Annotated in this window: 12 protein-coding genes and 1 pseudogene; 3 read left to right on the top strand and 10 right to left on the bottom strand. The window is 62.0% G+C overall.

The window, feature by feature from the left end:
* Nucleotides 1-157 precede the first annotated feature (157 nt).
* The 9 genes and pseudogenes from hrpA to EL199_RS02090 form a co-directional block, all read right to left on the bottom strand.
* Nucleotides 158-4,060 (bottom strand): ATP-dependent RNA helicase HrpA, encoded by a 3,903-nt coding sequence (hrpA, locus tag EL199_RS02130; RefSeq protein WP_126315963.1) that lies wholly within the window; start codon nucleotides 4,058-4,060, stop codon nucleotides 158-160.
* 444 nt (nucleotides 4,061-4,504) lie between these two features.
* Nucleotides 4,505-5,650 carry a VWA domain-containing protein gene (locus tag EL199_RS02125; protein ID WP_040355282.1) on the bottom strand — a complete coding sequence of 382 codons (1,146 nt, stop codon included), beginning with the start codon at nucleotides 5,648-5,650 and terminating at the stop codon, nucleotides 4,505-4,507.
* Nucleotides 5,651-5,680: 30 nt separating this feature from the next.
* The gene (locus tag EL199_RS02120; RefSeq protein ID WP_004140761.1) at nucleotides 5,681-7,981 is read right to left on the bottom strand and encodes a DUF5682 family protein; all 2,301 of its coding nucleotides are present in this window, start codon (nucleotides 7,979-7,981) and stop codon (nucleotides 5,681-5,683) included.
* 10 nt (nucleotides 7,982-7,991) lie between these two features.
* A pseudogene (locus EL199_RS13595) lies at nucleotides 7,992-8,162 on the bottom strand (ATPase); the annotation flags it as partial.
* 355 nt (nucleotides 8,163-8,517) lie between these two features.
* Nucleotides 8,518-9,450: a hypothetical protein gene (locus EL199_RS02110; protein WP_004140763.1), complete on the bottom strand. Its 933-nt coding sequence runs from the start codon at nucleotides 9,448-9,450 to the stop codon at nucleotides 8,518-8,520.
* Between the two features lie 10 nt (nucleotides 9,451-9,460).
* The gene (locus tag EL199_RS02105; protein WP_004140765.1) at nucleotides 9,461-10,540 is read right to left on the bottom strand and encodes an ATP-binding protein; all 1,080 of its coding nucleotides are present in this window, start codon (nucleotides 10,538-10,540) and stop codon (nucleotides 9,461-9,463) included.
* Between the two features lie 111 nt (nucleotides 10,541-10,651).
* Nucleotides 10,652-12,139, bottom strand: coding sequence for a DUF5691 domain-containing protein (locus tag EL199_RS02100; RefSeq protein WP_004140767.1), 1,488 nt, complete (start codon nucleotides 12,137-12,139; stop codon nucleotides 10,652-10,654).
* A gap of 20 nt (nucleotides 12,140-12,159) precedes the next feature.
* The gene (locus tag EL199_RS02095; protein WP_004140768.1) at nucleotides 12,160-13,473 is read right to left on the bottom strand and encodes an SWIM zinc finger family protein; all 1,314 of its coding nucleotides are present in this window, start codon (nucleotides 13,471-13,473) and stop codon (nucleotides 12,160-12,162) included.
* Between the two features lie 68 nt (nucleotides 13,474-13,541).
* A complete protein-coding gene (locus EL199_RS02090; protein ID WP_232008368.1) occupies nucleotides 13,542-14,456 on the bottom strand; it encodes a LysR substrate-binding domain-containing protein in 915 nt (304 codons plus the stop codon).
* Here EL199_RS02090 and EL199_RS13160 point away from each other — a divergent pair.
* The 3 genes from EL199_RS13160 (at nucleotide 14,398) to EL199_RS02080 (ending at nucleotide 16,931) form a co-directional block, all read left to right on the top strand.
* Entirely contained in the window at nucleotides 14,398-14,604 is a 207-nt protein-coding gene (locus EL199_RS13160; RefSeq protein WP_232008386.1) for a hypothetical protein, read from the top strand. The two genes, EL199_RS02090 and EL199_RS13160, sit on opposite strands and share 59 nt — an antisense overlap.
* 91 nt (nucleotides 14,605-14,695) lie before the next feature.
* The gene (gene cysK, locus EL199_RS02085; RefSeq protein WP_004140770.1) at nucleotides 14,696-15,643 is read left to right on the top strand and encodes a cysteine synthase A; all 948 of its coding nucleotides are present in this window, start codon (nucleotides 14,696-14,698) and stop codon (nucleotides 15,641-15,643) included.
* 484 nt (nucleotides 15,644-16,127) lie between these two features.
* Nucleotides 16,128-16,931, top strand: a complete 804-nt coding sequence (locus tag EL199_RS02080; RefSeq protein ID WP_004140775.1) for a factor H binding protein domain-containing protein — start codon at nucleotides 16,128-16,130, stop codon at nucleotides 16,929-16,931.
* Nucleotides 16,932-17,091: 160 nt separating this feature from the next.
* Here EL199_RS02080 and EL199_RS02075 read toward each other — a convergent pair whose 3' ends face one another.
* Nucleotides 17,092-18,357 (bottom strand): CAP domain-containing protein, encoded by a 1,266-nt coding sequence (locus tag EL199_RS02075; RefSeq protein ID WP_004140780.1) that lies wholly within the window; start codon nucleotides 18,355-18,357, stop codon nucleotides 17,092-17,094.
* Nucleotides 18,358-18,436: the final 79 nt, after the last annotated feature.

The raw sequence follows: 18,436 nt of genomic DNA, 5'->3' as shown, positions 1-18,436 counted from the left end.
CGCTGTGGCGAGCAGTTACGCAGTCCCCGGACTATTCCGGTGAATTATGCCTGATTTAACCTCCAGCGATTGCCCTCACCCCACCCCCTCTCTCTTGCTGCGCAAGCAATACTTGTCGCTACGCGAGCAATGCTTGTCCCAAAGGGAGAGGGGTCTTTCACAATTTCTCCGCCGCTTCTTGCAGGCGTTTGGGCGAGGCTTTGAGCGGGCTGCCCAACTCTTGTGCGTAGGTCTGGATGCGCCAGGCTTCTGTCAGCCGCCAGTAGTCCAGCAGCGCGGCGCGGGTGCTGGCAGGGGTGCCGCGCGGTGGGGTTTGGCTGGCGCGTGTCATGCCGTGTTTGGCCAGCGTTTGTTGTAGCGTCGCCTCCCACGACGCCAGCTCTTGTTGGCGTTGCAGGTCTTTTAGCGGGTCGAGGCGCGCTTTTTCGATGCGTTTCAGGGTGGCGGCGAGGGCGCGGTCAATGAGGTCAAGGTCGCGGCTGTCGCTGTCGCGGATGAATTCGGGGTAGATGAGGCGGGCAAGGTGCGCTTCGATGTCGCTTTTGATGGCGGGCTGTTTGAGGTTGTGCAGTTGTTGTTTGGCGTCGCTGTAGGCGGCGAGGATGCGTGTCAGTTTGGTGGCGAGTTCGCTGGCCGCCGGGATGAGTTCGCGCTCGCCGCGCGCGAGGGCCGCTTCCCAGGCGGCGCGTGTGCGCGGCACGCCGCCTTGCAGGCAGACGTGTGCGAGCAGGCGGGCGATGATGTCGTCGGCGAGGGTACTGTCGCTGCCGATTTTGCGGTAGTGCAGCGCCATTTGGGTGTAGCCGGGCAGGTTTTTGCGCAGGTATTTGATTTTGGCTTGGAGTTTGTCGGCGAGCAGGGCGTGCACGGCGGCGTGGTGCGCACTCGCTGCCCGTTCGGGGTCGTCGTGCAGGCGCAGGTAGTGTTTGCCGTCTTCCAACGTTAAGGCGGGGTAGCCGGTGATGCCGTTGGGCAGGGTTTCTTGGGCGGGCAGTTCGTCCCATTGCCAGTCTGTGATGGGCGCGTCGTCGGCATGGCGGCTTTGGCTGCGGCGGCGGAATTGGGCGGCGGCGCTGTCGCTGTACTCGGCCTGCAAGGCGGCGAGGTCGCGGCTTTCTGCTAGCGGCTGGTTTTTTGCGTCCAGCAGGCGGTAGTTCATGCGGTGGTGGTCGTCGATTTTGTTTTCGTCGAAGGCGTCTTCGGGGATGGCGGTGCCTTTGATGGCGTACACGGCGGCGCGGATGGCGGTGTGCAGCGGCGCGTCATCGCCGGCGATGCGTTCGCTCACCGCCTGCGCGAAGGCGGGAATGGGAACGAGTTGGCGCCGCCACACTTTTGGCAGGGCGCGCAGCAGCGCTTCGATTTTTGCCGGCAGCATTGCCGGGACAAGGCGCTCGAAGGCGCGCGCGTCCAGCGCGTTCAGCGCCGGCAACGGGATGTTGACGGTGATGCCGTCCGCCGCGCCGCCGGGGTCGAAGTGGTATTCGAGGCGCAGTTTTTGGCCGTTGATGGTGAGGCTGGTCGGGTAGTCGGCTTCATCAATGGTTTCGTCGCTGAGAAGCAGGTCGGCCTCACGCATGGCGAGTGCCGCTTCGCCGTGTTTTTTCGCCCATTGTTCGAGGGTTACGACGCTGTGTACGGTTTCCGGCAGGCGTTCCATGTAGAACGCCGCTTGTTGGCTCTCGTCGGCAAGGATGCCGCGGCTGCGTGTTTTGTGTTCGCGCTCTTCCAGGGTTTCTATCAGCGCGCGGTTTTGCGCGATGACTTTGAGGCGGGTGTTGAGTTCGCCGGGGACGAGCGCGTCGTGGATGAAGATTTCGTGGGCGAGCGCCGGGTCGTGGCGGGCGTAGGGGACGTTGCGCCCGGCGACGATGGGCAGGCCGTAGAGGGTGGTGGTTTGGCTCGCCAGCACGTTGCCCGCTTTTTTTGACCAGTGCGGGTTGCTGTATTGGTGGCGGATGAGGTGGGCGGCGAGGTGTTCGAGTTCGGCGAGTTGGATGGGCGCGCAGGTGCGGGCGTAGGTGCGCTGGGTTTCGACGATGCTCGCCGCCATCACTGCTTGCGGCGGTTTTTTGGCAAGGACGGACGCGGGGAAGAGGCTGAAGCGGCTGTGGCGCGGGCGCAGGTAGTCGCGGTTTTGTTCGTCCCACAGGCCGACTTGGTCGAGGAAGCCGGTGAGCAGCGCGCGGTGCAGGGTTTCTATTTGCGGGTTTTCCAGCGCCAGCCACCCTTTGGCGCCGTCCGGCAGGTCGTTTTTCGGTGCGGCGGGGTGGGCGCTGTCGAGGTGCAGTTTTTGTTCGCGGCTGTCGCGCAGCAGTTGGTTCACCAGTTCGCGCCATTCACGCATCCGCTGCGGGTTCAGGTAGTAGTTTTTGCACCATTGGCGCAGGCGGTTGTTGCTCGCGCTGCGCCGTTCGCGTTGGTAGGCGGCGAAGAGGTTGAGCAGGGTCTGGTAGTCGCTGCTTTTGTCGGCGAATTCGCCCTGTTTTTGGTCGGCGCGCGCTTCTTGCCCGAAGGGGCGTTCGCGCGGGTCCTGGATGGATAGGGCGGCGACGAGGATGAGCGCGTCTTGCAGGCAGCCGCTTTTTTCGGCGGCGACGAGGATGCGGGCGAAGCGCGGATCGACCGGCAGGCGCGCCATGTGTCGGCCCAGCGGGGTGAGGCGGCGGGCTTCGTCGGTGGCTTGTAGTTCGTAAAGCAGGCGGTAGCCGTCGTTGATTTGCCGTTCGTCCGGCGCGTCCACAAAGGGGAAGGCGGCGATGTCGCCCAGTTTGAGGACGAGCATTTGCAGGATGATGGCGGCTAGGTTGGTGCGCAGAATTTCCGGCTCGGTGTAGGCGGGGCGCTGCGCGTAGTCTTCTTCGCTGTAAAGGCGGATGCAGATGCCGGAGGAGACGCGGCCGCATCTACCGGCGCGCTGGTTGGCGGCGGCCTGCGAGATGGGCTCAATCGGCAAGCGCTGGGTTTTGGTGCGCAGCGAGTAGCGGCTGATGCGCGCGGTGCCGGTGTCGATGACCGCCTTGATGCGCGGCACGGTGAGCGAGGTTTCGGCGACGTTGGTGGCAAGGACGATGCGGCGCGGCGCCTGCGGGCGGAACACCGCCTGTTGGTCGGCAAGCGAGAGGCGGCCGAAGAGCGGCAGCACGTCGGTGTCGCGCAGTTGTTCGCGGCGCAGGCGGTCGGCCGCTTCGCGGATGTCGCGCTCGCTGGGGAGGAAGACGAGGATGTCGTTGCGTCCGTGCTGGTCGAGTTCGGCGACGGCGCGCAGGATGGCGTCCGCCGTGTCTTCATCTTCACCCGGCGGACGGTAGCGGATTTCCACCGGATAGGTGCGCCCGCTGACGTTCAGCACCGGCGCGCCACCGAAATGGGCGGCGAATTTCTCCGCGTCGATGGTTGCCGAGGTGATGATGATTTTGAGGTCGGGACGGCGCGCGGCGAGACGGTGCAGGTAGCCGAGGAGGAAGTCGATGTTGAGGCTGCGCTCGTGCGCCTCATCGACGATGATGACTTCGTATTGCGCGAGGTACGGGTCGGAAAGGGTTTCGGCGAGCAGCATGCCGTCGGTCATCAGTTTGATGACGGTGGCGTCGCTGGTTTTTTCGTCAAAACGCACCTGGTAGCCAACGGCATCACCGAGCGGCGTATCGAGCTCCTCGGCGATGCGCGCGGCGACGCTGCGCGCGGCGATGCGGCGCGGCTGGGTGTGGGCGATGGTACCGCGTGCGCCGAGGCCGAGGGCGAGACAAAGCTGCGGCAGTTGTGTTGTTTTCCCCGAACCGGTTTCGCCGCTGATGATGACGACTTGATGCTCGCGGATAAGGCGGAGGATGTCGTTTTTCGCCGCCAGCACCGGCAGGTCGGCGCTGAGTTTTGGCTGCGGCAGCGCGGCACGGCGCACCTCAACCGCTGCGGTGGAAGCGGCATATTCAGCGGCAAAGCGGGCGCGCAGACGGTCGGCGGGTTGGCCGCGCCGCTCGCGTTCGCGGATTTGGCGGTGCAGTTGGCGCAGGGCATGGCGGTCGCGGCAGAGGACGGCGGTGAAATCGGGGGCGGTCATTGTCGTTTGGAATAGGAAAAGGGCGGGCATTATAGCGGGCGCGCGGGTTGGGGTAGGCGCCTCTACCCAACCTACACGCCGCGCGCTAGGGGCTGTTTACAATTCAAATCTCCCTCCCCTGCAGGGCGAAGCCCGCAGCGGGCGGGTACCCATGCAAAATGCGTCCGCATTTTGCATGGGGCCCGGGGGAGGGATGGGGAGGGGGTGGACAATGCCGCTTACGAGATGAAATTTCGATTTTTCAATCGTTTGCTGCCCTCACCCCAACCCCTCTCTCGTCCTACGGACGAGCAATGCTTGTCCCACAGGGAGAGGGGCTAGTTCGCTGAATTGTAAACAGCCCCTAGGGCGTGTTTGCATTTCGTTTTGAATGCGGTCGCTACGCGGTTTTCACACCCCCTCCCCCGCTTCGCAGGGGAGGGAAATTCAAATTGCAAACACACCCTACGCCTTGATGTTCTCCGCGACCCATAGCGAAAGGTCCTGTTTGTTGAGCGCGGCGGCCATGAGGTCCGGGAAGTGGTCGGGGGTGCAGGCGAATGCCGGGACGCCGAGGCTCGCGAGGTATTCGGCGTGGTTTTTGTCGTAATACGGTGCGCCGTCGTCGTTCAGTGCCAGGAGCACGATGAGTTGTACGCCGCTCGCCACGAGTTCGGCCATGCGTTTGCGCATTCGCTGTGCGTTGCCGCCTTCTTCGAGGTCGGTGACGAGGACGAGGGTGGTGTCGCCCGGGCGGGTGATTTGGCTTTGGCAGTAGGCGAGCGCTTGGTCGATGTCGGTGCCGCCGCCCAGTTGGACGCCAAAGAGTAGTTCTACCGGGTCGTTGATTTGGTCGCTGAGATCCACCACCGCGGTGTCAAAGACGACCATGCGGGTGCGCAGCGCGGGCAGGCTGGCCAGTACCGCGCCGAAGATGCCGGAGTAGATGACGGATGTGCCCATCGAGCCGCTTTGGTCGAGGCAGAGGATGAGGTCGCGCACGGCTTTGCGTTTGCGCCCGTAGCCGATGCGCACTTCCGGGATAATGCTTTGGTATTCGGGCTGGTAGTTTTTCAGGTTTTTTTGGATGGTGCGGTGCCAGTCGATTTCGCGAAAACGCGGGTTGCGGGTGCGGGTGGCGCGGTTCAGCGCGCCGAGGACGGCTTGTTGGGTCGGCGCTTGTAGTTTTTGGGTGAGTTCGTCCACGACTTTTTGCACGATTTGCCGTGCGAGGGTCCGGTTTTTTTCGGGGATGGTGCTGCTCAGGCTCATCAGGGTGGCGACGAGGTGTACGTCCGGGGTGATGTTCGCCAGCATTTCTTTTTCGGTGAGCAGTGTTTTGAGGTTCAAGCGCTCAATCGCGTCTTTTTGCATGATTTGTACGACGCTCTGCGGGAAGTATTCGCGGATGTCGCCCAGCCAGGCGCTGATTTTCGGGGCGGATGCGCCGAGGCCGCCGCGGCGTTTGTCTTGTGGCGGGGTTTCGTAGAGGGCGGCGAGGGCTTTGTCCATGCGGATTTCGGCGGCGCTCAGGTCGCTGGGGCAGCTGTTTTCGGCGTCGCTGCCGAGGATGAGGCGCCAGCGTTTTTGGTGTTCGGTGGGGGTAATCATGGGGGTGTGGTTCTTCATGGTGACGGGCGGTTACGCTTCGCTAACCGCTCCTACGTCGAGGTTTAGCCACGCGGCGACGGTTTGTAGGGCGGCAAGGCCGTGGCCGGCGTGGTGTTCGGGTTTTACGGCGGCAACGGGGTGGGTGGTGGCGGGGGTGTCACCGGCGTGTTCGCGCGCTTTGTCGCCCAGCTGGCGGCGTTCGCCCGGCTCGAAGCTGCTGAAGGTGCGGCGCAGGAGCGGCAGCAGTTCGGTGAAGTGTTCGGCGGACAGCGCGCGCAGCCAGTCGTCAAGGATGCGCCACAGTGGGTCGTGCAAAAGGAGGACGGTGCCGGATTGGTAGAGGTAGCCTTCGAGCCAGTAGGCGGCACGTTCGCTCGGGTTGGCAGCGGAGAGGTTTTGCGCCAGCAGTTCTGCGCAGCGGGCGGCGTCGAGGTGTTGTTTGTCAAACAGCAGGCGCGCGGCGTTGCCGGCGAGGAGCGGGTGGGCGTTGGTGGCGGCGAGGATGTTTTGCAGGAAGCGCTGCCAGTAGGTGTTGAGCGCGGGGTTGTCGAGCAGGCTGAGTTGGTAGTCGGCCTGGCGGATGGGGGTAAAGAGGGCGCTGGCGCTGTCATGGTCGATGTTGAGGCAGCCCTGGACGCCACCGGCGGCAAGCCGCGCCAGCAGGGTGTCGAGTACGGCGAGGAGTGGCGCGGGGTCAAGCGCGCGCACGTCGCCGTAGCGCACGGTGTCGGTGAGGTTGGGCAGGGCTGCGAGGCTGTCGGCGAGGTTGTCCTGGGTCGCAGAGAGGTCGGCGATGTGGTGGGTGAGGGTGGCGACGAGCGCGGGCAGGTCGGCGGGCAGGACGGCGGCGAGTAGCGCGGTGAGTTCGGCGAGGCTGCGCGCCTGTTGCAGGCGCTCGGCAACGTAGCCCTGTACGGCGGCGGCGAGGGTGTTGCCGTAGGGCGCGCGCTCGGTGAGGGTGATGTGGCTTTCGGGCTGGTAGCGGTACGTCCACGCTTCTTTGAAGGTGCCTTTGCCGCGCGCGGGCAGGGTTTCGGCGTCGGTGATGCCGAGCAGTTGCAGGCGGTGGAAGTGGATGCTGCGCTGTAAGTCGAGCGGTTTGCGCAGGTCGAGTTCGAGGGTTTTGGCTTCGTCGCTTTCGGCCAGGCGCAGTTTTTTGCGCTGTGCCTGTACGTCGGCAATCAGCGGCAGTTGTGGTGTGGCGGCGGGGACGCTGCCGATGGCGTTGTCAATCAGCCATTCGTGTTCTATCAGGCGCAGTACGGTGTCGTCGCCCATGCCGACGATGGCGGTGAGAGCTTCGAGATGGTCGGCAAGGCGCGGCTGGCTCTGGCCGCGCAGGGCGGCGCTGGCGTTGGCGAGGTGCACGGTTTCGATGACGTGCGCGGCGGAGATGTCGTGGCCTTGCGCGCGCAAGAGGGCGGCGGCGCGCCCTATCCAGCGCACGCCGTCGTCGTCGGGATGCGCCCAGAGGTGGGCGTACCAGCCGGGGGCGGCCAGCCCCGCGCCGTAGCCGCTTTCCAGGCTCAGGCGGCTGTGGGTCCACGGTATCCAGGTGCAATCGACTTTGACTTTGGGCAGGCCTTTGAGCAGGGCGTTGTCGTCCTTGGCGGCGGTTTTCGCGGCAAGCGCCGGCACGTGCCAGGCGCCGCAGACGACAGCGATGCGCCGGTAGGTTTTTTCCGCCTGGCGCAGGGTTTTGCGCATCCATGCTTCGCGCAGGGCGTCGCGCGGGTCAGTGTCGCCGCGGGCTTCGCGCAGGGCGCTGACGGCCTCGGCAACGGCGACGAATATTTCCGTGCTGTCGCGCCGTTGTTCTACCAGCGCTTCCCAGAAGGCTTCGCCGTCGGGCAGGCCGGCGATGGCGGCGAGTTCGTCGAAGGGATCGCTGTGCCGGGGCTCTTCGGCGGTGTCTTCGTCTTCTGCTTCGCCCCCGTCTTCGCTGTCGATTTCATCGTCTTCGGGAGCTGCGTCTTCAGCGGCGTTTTCATCGCTGTCGTCGGGCGTTTCTTCTTTATAAAGGCTGTGCGCCAACGGCAAATCGCAAAACTGCAAGGGAATGCCCGCCTGCGCGGCGTAGCGCATCGCCTGCCATTCCGGCGAGAAGGCGGCGAAGGGGTAGTAAACCGCCTGCTGCGGTGCGTCCGGACGGTAGGCGAGCAGGGCGACCGGCGGCTGCATGTCGGCTTCGGCAGCGAGCGGGAGCAGTGCATCGGCCTCCGGCGGCCCTTCGAGCAGGATGCAGTCGGGCTGGTATTCGCGCAGGGCGGCTATGAGGTGGCGGGCGGAACCCGCGCCGTGGTGGCGGATGCCAAAGAGTCGGGTGGTCATGGGGCGGTTTTTATGCCATGTCGCGCGCGGCGCGGTAGAGGTCTTGCCAGCCGTCGCGCTGTTTGACGACGGTGTCAAGGTATTCCTGCCAGACGATTTTGTCCTGCACCGGGTCTTTGACGACTGCGCCCAAGATACCGGCGATGAGGTCGTCCGCTTTTAGCGCGCCGTCGCCGAAGCCGACACACAGGTTTGGCGGGGTAATCGGCGGGTAGGCTGCGAGGCTGTCGGCGAGGTTGTCCTGGGTCGCGGAGAGGTCGGCGATGTGGTGGGTGAGGGTGGCGACGAGCGCGGGCAGGTCGGCGGGCAGGACGGCGTCCATGCCGCGCAGCAGGCTGTTTTCCTCGGCGCGGATTTTGACATTGAGGATGGCAACTTCATCTTCCGTCGCAAGGCCGAGTTTGCGCCCCGGCGGGTTCATCAGCACGGCAAACCATTTGCGGTTACCCGCATGGCGGAAAACCGCATATCGCGGATAGCGCCGCCACGGGTATTCCGCCGCCACGCCGTAACGCCCGGCAATTTCTTCCAATAACTCAGCGCGATGCATACCGCCTCCGTAAATAAAAACGCCACAGCGCCTTAATCAGGGCATATAAAAAAGCGGCGGGAAAAGCGGCAAAGATGATGGTCATAGCGCGCGCCATCAACAACCCCCTACGCTGTTTAAGCGGGGTAATCCTGTCATCATCGACGCGGTAAACATATTCAAGCGGATCGGAGAGACCGTCATTCCAAAGCGCCGCATAAAAAACATCGCCTTCACGCTGAATAGTCACGCGATAAAAACCTTCTTCATTCTGGAAATTATAGGGTGCCGGGCAGAGGGTTTTCCCCTGCCATTGCGCCTTATCGGTAAAACGGATAAAGCGCGGATAATCTTCTTCCAGAATGCAGACGCTGAAAAATTTATCCGCTGGCCGCCAATCCGGTATGGTGGCGTAATACATCACAACCCCGCATAACGCCCAGCAGCAAAGACCAAGCGGTATCCGCGCCCAGCGCGGACAGGGATTATCCAGCCTTTCCTGCCATGCCCATTCCGGCTTTAGCCGGCTTAATAACGGTAGAAAAGAACGGGGCGCGCGCAGAATAATGGCATCGCCGTCGGTAAAGACCAGTTGCAAATACTCTCGCGGCTGGAAATATCCGGCTGCCCATATTCCAATGACAATACAGATAAGACCGACAAAAGAGAAAGCGGTTTCCAGCAAATCAGCACCGGAAACGACATAAAAAAACAGGGCGGACAACAACAAGCAACTGAGCGACACGGCCAGAAACAATAAAAGCGACCACAATGTCCGCGCCGGATAACCGATAGCGCCAAAATGCATATCGGCTAATGCCTCGGCGGGATAACTTTTGCCGTTATCCAGCGTGAATTGCTTGCCGTCAAAGACGACCATGCCGACTGTCTTATCAATCAAGCGGCGGGGAATGATGATGGGGTAGCGATAGGTGGTCATATGGTTCGCTTCAGCTCATGTCGCGGGCGGCGCGGTAGAGGTCTTGCCAGCCGTCGCGCTGTTTGACCACGGTGTCAAGGTATTCCTGCCAGACGATTTTGTCCTGCACCGGGTCTTTGACGACCGCGCCCAAGATGCCGGCGATGAGGTCGTCCGCTTTTAGTGCGCCGTCGCCGAAGTAGCCGGAGAGTGCCATGCCGTTATTGACGACGGATATGGCTTCGGCGGTGGAGAGTGTGCCGCTGGGGCTTTTCAGTTTGGTTTTTTTGTCAGCGGTGAGGCCGGCGCGCAGTTCGCGGAAGATGGTGACGATGCGGCGGATTTCTTCCAGCGCCGGTTTTTCCGCGGGCAGTTTCATGGTGTTTTGGTAGCTTTCGACGCGGCTGCGCACGATGTCGGTTTCTTCGTCCAGCGTTGCCGGCAGCGGCAGGATAACGGTGTTGAAGCGGCGTTTGAGGGCGCTGGAGAGGTCGTTCACGCCTTTGTCGCGGTTGTTGGCGGTGGCGATGAGGTTGAAGCCGCGCACCGCCTGGATTTCGCTGTTGAGCTCCGGTACGGGCAGGGTTTTTTCGGAGAGGATGGTGATGAGGGTGTCTTGTACGTCGGCGCCGATGCGGGTCAGTTCTTCGACGCGCGCCAGTTTGCCCTGGCGCATCGCGCGCATGACGGGCGTTTCGACCAGCGCCTGTTCGCTCGGCCCTTTGGCGAGCAGTTCGGCATAGTTCCAGCCGTAGCGGATGGCTTCTTCGCCGGTGCCGGCGGTGCCTTGCACGACGAGGGTGGAGTCGCCGGAGACGGCGGCGGCGATGTGCTCGCTTACCCAGCTTTTTGCGGTGCCGGGCAGGCCGTAGAGCAAGAGCGCGCGGTCGGTGGCGAGAGTGGCGACAGCGATTTCCATCAGGCGGCGGTTGCCGATGTATTTGGGTTTGACGGTGAAGCCGTTTTTCAGTTTGCCGCCGATGAGGTAGGTGACGACGGATTGCGGCGAGAGCTGCCAGTTGTCCGGCACGGGGTGGGTTTCTTGTTGCTTGAGTTCGTGCAGTTCTTCGGCGGTTTGTTGTTCGGCGTGTTGGCGGAGGATGTTGTTCATGGGGGTTCCTTTGTGGAAGGTGGGTATAGGGTTTGGGTGGAAAGTTTTGGCAACGAGGTTTGCCAACGAACCCCACCCCAGCCCTCCCCCGCGGGGGGAGGGTGTCAATGGTTACGGCAGCAGCGCCGCAAACTGGCTTTTTTGCCGGTAGTATTCGGCAAGTTCGGCGATGTCTTCGTGTTTGGGGTGGTCGGTGGGCAGCGTACGCAGGCGCTCTGTGATGAGCGCGGCGATGCGGTCGTTCACCGGCAGGCTGGCGGCAAGGCGTTGGTAATTGTCGTCCGGTACGTCGGTTTTGCTTTTCAGGTAGTGCTGGCAGGCGAGCAGGCCGTAGCGCTCGCCCCAGTCTTCGTGGGTGTCGTCGCGCCACGGTCCCCGGTAGGCGTCGTGCCGCAGTTGTTCAAGCAGGCGGCGCGCGCTGTCTTCATTGGCGAGCAGGGTTTCGCGGTCGTCGTGGCTGAGTTCAAGGAAGGCGTCCAGGTTGAGTTCGGCGCTGATGCGGTCGGGGTGTTCGTGCATCACTGTGGGCAGCATGGCGAGGGTAAAGTGGCGGTCGCGCATCTGGTGTATCCAGCCGACACACAGGTTTGGCGGGGTTATCGGCGGGTGGGCGGCGAGGCGGGCGGCGGCTTCTTCTTCGTCGCAGGCGAGATACTGCGCCCAGATGGAAAGCGGCAGGGCCAGGATGATTTGTCGCAGTTGCCAGGCGGCGTCGCTTTCTTCTTTGAGCGGGCTGATTTCTTCGATGCCCGCCGCTTTCATGTCGGCGGTGTAGGGCGCGTCAAGGTATTGCCAGCCGCCCGCGTCCTGCCAGACGAGGCGTTCGCGCAACCAGGCGAGGTGTTGCTGCGCCGGAGCGCTGTCCGGCAGGCGCATCAGCAGGCGGTGCGCGCTTTCTTTGACGGTTTTGCTGCGGTCTTTCAGCGCGGCGGTGAGGAAGGGCTGGTCGGCGGCGGTGAGGTTGTCGGCGAGGATGGCGATGTAGTCCTGGCGGTGGTTGGCAGGCGCGCTGCTCCAGAGGGCGGCGAGTTGTTCGCGCGCCTGGTCGGGGGCTTCGTGGCGCAGGCGGGTGAGCCAGTCCTTGCGTGCGGCAAACGGCAGCAGTTGCCAGTCTTCGTCGGCATCTGCAGCGCTGTTTTGCCGCAATCCGGCTTCGGCAAAGAGCCAGCGGCCGCGTGCGCCGAGGAGGCGGTCTGTGATGTCGGCGGGGTGTTTTTGTGCGTGGGCGATGGTTTCCGGCAACAGCGCCGTCGGCAGGGCGAGGTCGTGCGCGCGCAGGCGGGCGAAGGCGTAGTGCAAGAGGTGCTGGCGTTTTTGTTTGAACCAGCCGCCGAGGATGGCGACGGCTTCCGGCGGCAATGTTTCTTCGGCAGCGGGCGCGGGCGGTATCAGTTGCCAGCCATCGGCGCTTTGTGCGGGTGTCTGCCCGCCGTAGGCGCAGGCAAAGGCAAGCGCGGCGTAGCGGTAGGTGCGGCGTTCGGCGCTGCTGTCGGCAAGTGCTGCCCAGGCGGTTTGCAGGGCGGCAGGCGTGGCGGCGTCGGGGCGGTAGGGCTGTTTTGTCGTGCCGAGCAGGGCGGTGTTGAGCAGGGGGGTGAGCATGGCTTTTTGAGGCGCTTGGTTCAGTAAATATGCAGTTTTCCTGACTCGTCGCTGAAGGAGAGCAGGCGCAGGCCGCGTGTTTCGTATTCGTACAAGAGGAAGGCGCTGAAGGCCGCGCCGCCGCTGCTGGCGAGCAGGTGCAGGCGGGCGTTTTCGCCGAGCGCGAGCGGCAGGGCGTGCGTGTCGTCGATAAGAGCGAGGCTGTCGTCGCGGCGGGCAAGGCGGACGTTGTCAACGCGCAGCGGGTAGTGGCTGAGCAGCGGGTTCACGGCATAGCCCTGTTGTGCGGTTTCTACCGCTTGGGCAATGCTGTGCGCGGCGGGGGCAAGCGGCGGCGGCGCGACGGCTTCCCAGGTTTTTGCCAGCGCGCGCAGGTTGTGGATGCCGGGGTAGTAGCAGAGTTCGCCCGCGTATGCTTGACCGTGCAGCACTGAGGGCAGCGCGGTCGGTGCGCCACGGATGATGAAGTCAAGGAGATAGGCAAAACGCTGGCTGGCGGCGTCGTAGAGCCAGTGCGCGTGCGCTTCGCCGCGGTCGATTTCGCTGATGACGGTGCCGATGTGCTGCCACAGGCCGGGGATGGCCGCGCCCGCCAGCACGGTTTCTTTGGCGACGGGAAAGCCGAGGCGGGCGGTGGTTTCGGCCTGTACGTCCGATGGGAGTGCTTCCAGGCGCGCGTGGTTTTCTGCGAGCAGGTTGAGGCGGGTCAGGCGGTAAAGGTGTTGTTCTTGCGCGTCCGCAGGCAGTTCGCCGATGGCCTGTAATTCGGCGGCGATGCCGCCCAATTGTGCGTCTATCATCCGTTTTGCCATGTCGCGGCAGCGTTCGCGCAGGGTGCCGCGCAGGGCGATGAGGCCGTTGCGCAGGATGTCGTCCAGCCAGAGTTGCAGGTCGGCAAGGCCGGCGGCGGCTTTTTTCCGGCGTGCGTCCTGGCGTTTTTGTTGGGCGGCGGGGTCGGGCGCGGCCTCGGTTTTCGCGGCTTTGGCGGCTTTGGCTTCTTTTGTCTGCGTGCGTTTTTCCAGCCAGGCGGTGAGCCAGTTCGGCGCCTCTGCGGGGGTGAATAGTTCGCTGCGCTGGGCGTGCAAAAGCAGCAGGGCCAGTCCGTGTTTGCAGGGGAATTTGCGGCTGGGGCAGGAGCATTTGAACGCCGGTTCGTGCAGTTCGACTGCCGTCTGGTAGGGGGTTTTGCCGCTGCCCTGGCAATGTCCCCACAGCGCCTGTTCGCTTGCATGCAGCAGCGGCCATTTGCCGGGGTTGGTCAGGCCATGCGCGGCTTTGAGCGAGGCGGCGTCAGGGGCGAGGCTGGCGATTTGTTCGGGGGTGAAGGCGGGCATGGTGAGCGGCGTTAGAAATGTGCGGCGATTTTAGCCCAACCGCGCCTCAAATAAGCGCTTGCTTTGTTTTAAATCGCCCAGCCCGGATCGCTGCTGCTTTGCTGGCGCTGCACGTACTGTTCGACCGCCTCGCGTGTCGCGCCCGGCACGATGCGGTCAATGAAATCATAGTGATAGCTGCGCAGGCGCATATCGTTGTGCCAGACAAGGTAGGTGTTAAACAGTGGCATCCAGCGGTCAAGCGGGAACATGGCGAGGTCGCTGTCGCGCTCGGCGTCAAACGCCATGTCGGCGATGACGCCCACGCCCAGCCCTTGCCGCACGTAATTTTTAATCATCTCCGCATTGCGCGCGGTCAGCACCACCCGCGCCGAGAGGCCGCGCCCCGCCATCGCTTTGGCAAGCGCCGACGGCTCTTTGTGCGAAGTGATGTAGGTAATCAGCGGGTAGGGGGCGAGGCTGGTCAGCCCCTCGAACGGTTTTTTCGTCATTTCATGGCCTTGCGGCACGATCGCCACCGCCGACCAGCTTTCCGCCGGCAGCATGAACACGCCGCGCAGCAGCGGGTTGTACGGCGTCAAATCGCTCGCCGAAAACCAGGCAAAATCGGCATCGCGCTCCTGCACCATCTGCAAAACCTGCGCGTTCGTGCCTTCGATGATGTTCATCGGCAGCTGCGGGTATTCATGCTGAATCGCGGGCAAAATCTGCACCAAGCGGTTATGCGCCAGCGTGTGCGTGGTGGCGATGGAAAGCTGGGTCAGCGCGAACATATTATGATGCTGACTGAGCTGAAGAATATGCTCCATCGACACCATAATCCGCTCAATATCGGGCATCATCGCCTCGCCCACTTCGGTCAGCCCGACCAGCGCCTTGCTGTTGCGGCGAAAGACCGGCAGGCCGAGCAACTCCTCGGCGAGCTTGATCTGCTTGCTCACCGCCGGCTGCGACAAATGCAGCTTCTCCGCCGCCGCCGTCACGCTGAAATTCGACTGCACCACCGCGGCGATGCACTGCAACTGCTTCAACTTCATGCCCAAAATCCTGAAAAACCTGGCGACACCATGCGCCAACCGTACCAAAACCAAAGAAGCGCATCTTAACCCGCCGCACAGCCAGCGCCTATAACCAAAGCGCCGCGGCATATGGCAAAAAGGAATATCCCCGCTGCGGGAAGCGTATTACCATGCGCACCTCAAACCAATCACAGGGAAATCCCATGAAATACAACAGCGTCCTCGATACCATCGGCAACACCCCGATTATCCGCATCAACCGCCTCGCGCCCAAGCACGTCCAGCTCTATGTCAAAACCGAATCACGCAACCCCGGCGGCTCGGTGAAAGACCGCCTCGCCTACGCCGTCATCAACGACGCCGAAAAACGCGGCCTGTTGAAACCCGGCCAGACCGTCGTCGAAGCTACCTCTGGCAACACCGGCATCGCGCTCGCCATGGTGTGCGCCGCCAAAGGCTATCCCTTTGTCGCCGTCATGACCGAAACCTTCTCCGTCGAGCGGCGCAAACTCATCCGCAGCTTCGGCGGCAAAGTCATCCTGACGCCTGCCGCCGAACGCGGCCAGGGCATGGTCAGAGTCGCCAAAGAACTGGCCGACAAAAACGGCTGGTTCCTCGCCGACCAGTTCGCCAACCCCGCCAACCCGCAGTACCACCGCGAAACCACCGCCGCTGAAATCCTGCGCGACTTCGCCGGCGAACGCCTTGACTACTTCGTCAGCGGTTACGGCACCGGCGGCACCATCTCCGGCACCGGCGAAGTGCTGAAAGCGGCGCGCCCTGAACTCAAAATCGTCGCCACCGAACCGGTAAACGCGCAACTGCTTGCGGGCAAAGAATGGGCGCCGCACAAAATCCAGGGCTGGACGCCGGACTTCATCGCCAAAACCATGAACCAGAACATCTACGACTACCTCATCCCGGTCGGCGACGAAGAATCACGCGACACCGCCCTCGCGCTCGCCGCACAGGAAGGCATCCTGACCGGCATCTCCGGCGGCGCGACCTTCAACGCCGCGCTGCAATTCGCGCAACAGGCGGCGGAAGGCTCGGTCATCCTCGCCATGCTGCCGGACGCCAGCGAGCGCTACATGTCCACCTTCCTTTTTGAAAGCATCAACGAAGGCTCGGACGACCACCTCCTGCCCTGATTTCACCTTTACTCCTGTAATAGATTGCCGGCCGTGAGGCCGGTTTTTTTATCGCTTGCCAGAATAGAGACGGTTATACATACACCCCGCTCGCTCAGGTGTATATATGTGGAATAAAACAAAGACAACCTAGTGTTTGTTCAAAATGCCCCTCTCTCGCAGGGCGAAGCCCGCAGCGGGAGAGGGGGCAAGTGATATTTATTGATGAATCGAAATCCGTTTTTTCACATTTGCTGCCCCACCCCATCCCTACCCCACGGGGGAGGGTGCATATCGGCGGCTTGCCTCGCTTCGGTTCGCTACGCAAATACGCTAAACAGGTTTATTGCAAATTTATTCCACCATATAAAAAGCAGCGCATGCTGTATTTGCCATGAATGGCAAAAGATGAAAGCGGTTATTCCCGAATAGCAGAGATCTTTTTTCTTGCATTTCATCACCTATCGGTTATAGTAATTTCTCCCCCAATCATCAGGAGAAAACCATGAAATATCCTCTACTCATCACACTGGTCGCCAGCCCCTTGTTACTTTCCGCCTGCGGTGGCGGTGGTGATGACGATGAACGTTCATTTACGACATCAGACCCGATAGATGGAAGATATGATACGGCCAGAATTTCTGGCGACCTGCAAAAGTATCGTAATATCACGCTCAAAGATAAAAATAATGCCAATATTTTCTTGGTAGATCGTCCAAGTAACCGTTTTTTCGGTGAGCATGCCGTTTTACCCTTTGGTTTTCATGAAAGCAAAGGCCATCTCAGTACAGTGACCAATGACGGCAAATCAGCCAGCGAAGAAGTAACCATTCGTTCCTATCGCGGTCATTACGCCAGTGTCTTGGAAACCAATAAACCCAATACCGTATTTTCCGAAGAACTCAGTCCCAACAGCATCAACGGATTTCGCTCGGACCTTTTCTCCCCCACAGATTTTCTGCCAACAAATGCCATATATACTTATAAAGGCAAGGCATTCAATAGTGTTCCCGCCAATGATGCCGCCCTGACTTACACCATTGACTATGGCAACCGCCGGGGTTCTGGCGAAATCGCTGCCGCCGGTGGGCATGGCAAAATTACCCTGGAAGAAGCGCCGATCCGTTATTATTCTGAATTAATCGCTGGCGTATCGGGGTATGGCGTCAAGGATGGCGTGGCAAAAGAAGCAGCTACAGGCGTTTATCGGCTGGGTATTGCCGGTGAGAATGCAGAAGAAATTATCGGTCATGCCGATTACGGTCAGCAGCCTGCAGATAACACCATTAATTTTGTCGGCTCACGGTAATAGAAAACGAAGCGAAAAACGCCGACATGGTCGGCGTTTTTTTATTGTCATCCCGTTTATATTCCATATACGTTGACTTTGTTTTCCGCAGAAGAAAGGGCTTTCTTCTGCGGGCTGTTTTATGGAATACAAAAGGGGCTCGCTTATATCGGCACAGCGCTTATTGCACTTTCTTCGCGCCGTATGCGCCGCGATAGGCCTCATTGCCCACCGCACGGCTGAATTGTCCGCCCAGTTCTTCGCCGCCTGCGCCATAGAGGCGGGCATTGCCCGTGTCGCTTTCAAAGCGCTGCGTGTTGGCGTTCCAGTTCAGGGTGTCTTCAAAGTCCAGGCGCGCGTCGCGGGTCGCGCTGCTGGCGGTAAAGCTCAAGCCGCTGCGCATGGCTTTGTCCACTTTCAGGCTGAGGGTTTTGTGCGCGCTGCCGTAGTCGAGGTGGGCGCTGACTTCGGCAGTGACGCGGTCATGCTGGCCGAGGTCGCCGATGGCGCTGCCGCGATAGTCCGCTTGCAGGGTCGCGCCGTCGCCCGGCGTGAATGGCTTGCCAACGTTCAAGTAGGCTTCGGGCACACCGCTGTTGTCGCTGATGGCGCCAAAGGTCTGGTATGACCAGCCAGCGCTCTGGTACGGGAACAATGTGATGCGGTGCTCGCGGCCAAGCGCGAGGGTGTAGGGATTGCTGCCAATGCCGCTGGTGTTCGTGCTGTCACGCGGCGCGTTGAGGGTCAGGCGGCCGTCTGCTGTGTATTGGGCGGCGTCGTGCGCGGCTTTGGCTACTTCGTCGCGCCGGATGGGGGTGATGTAGCTGTAGATGCTGCGGGTATTGCCGCCGGTGAAGATTTGCGCCCAGTAGTTGTGCCAGACGCTGTTCGCAGCGTAGTGGTAGCCGATGCCGAGGTTCTGGAAGTCTTTGCTGGTGATGGTCGCGTAGTGGTGCGGGCTGTTGCGCCAAGCGGCGACGATGCTGGCGGCGCTGCTGCTTCGGTCGGCACCGATGTTTTCGGCAAGCGCACCGCTGCCAATGAAGTTGGCGGGATCCAGCGGGTTCTGGCCGTTCGGGCGTTTGTGTTCGACGCTTGTGCCCTGCTGGGTGGAGATTTCCTGGGCACGGATAGTGGCGTAGGCGGCAAGACTTTCGTTGTAGGTAAAGGGCGGCAGGCCTTTTTCGGTGCGCAGTTCGTTAGTGGCGGCAAAGGCTGCGTCGAGTTTTGCCTGGGTGAGGGCATCGGGACGGGCGACGGTGCGCGGCGGCAGGGTGATGTCGCCGATGTGGACGTCGTCGATGACGTACATCGGGGTGATGGGCTTGTTGTCCGGTACGGACGGCGCGGGTTTGGGATCGGCGGGCGCGGTGTTGTCGCTGCTCCCACCGCCGCAGGCGGCAAGAAGGAGCAGGGTGAGGAGGCTGATGGGGGTTTGTGGTTTCATGGGTTTTCTCGTGAGGGGTGTGGACGGTCATGGCGGCGCCATCACCGGATATAGCGATACTCATAAAGTCTCATACAAG

Source organism: Cardiobacterium hominis, assembly GCF_900637305.1.
Lineage (GTDB): Bacteria > Pseudomonadota > Gammaproteobacteria > Cardiobacteriales > Cardiobacteriaceae > Cardiobacterium > Cardiobacterium hominis.
This window is presented reverse-complemented; position numbering and strand designations above follow the sequence as displayed.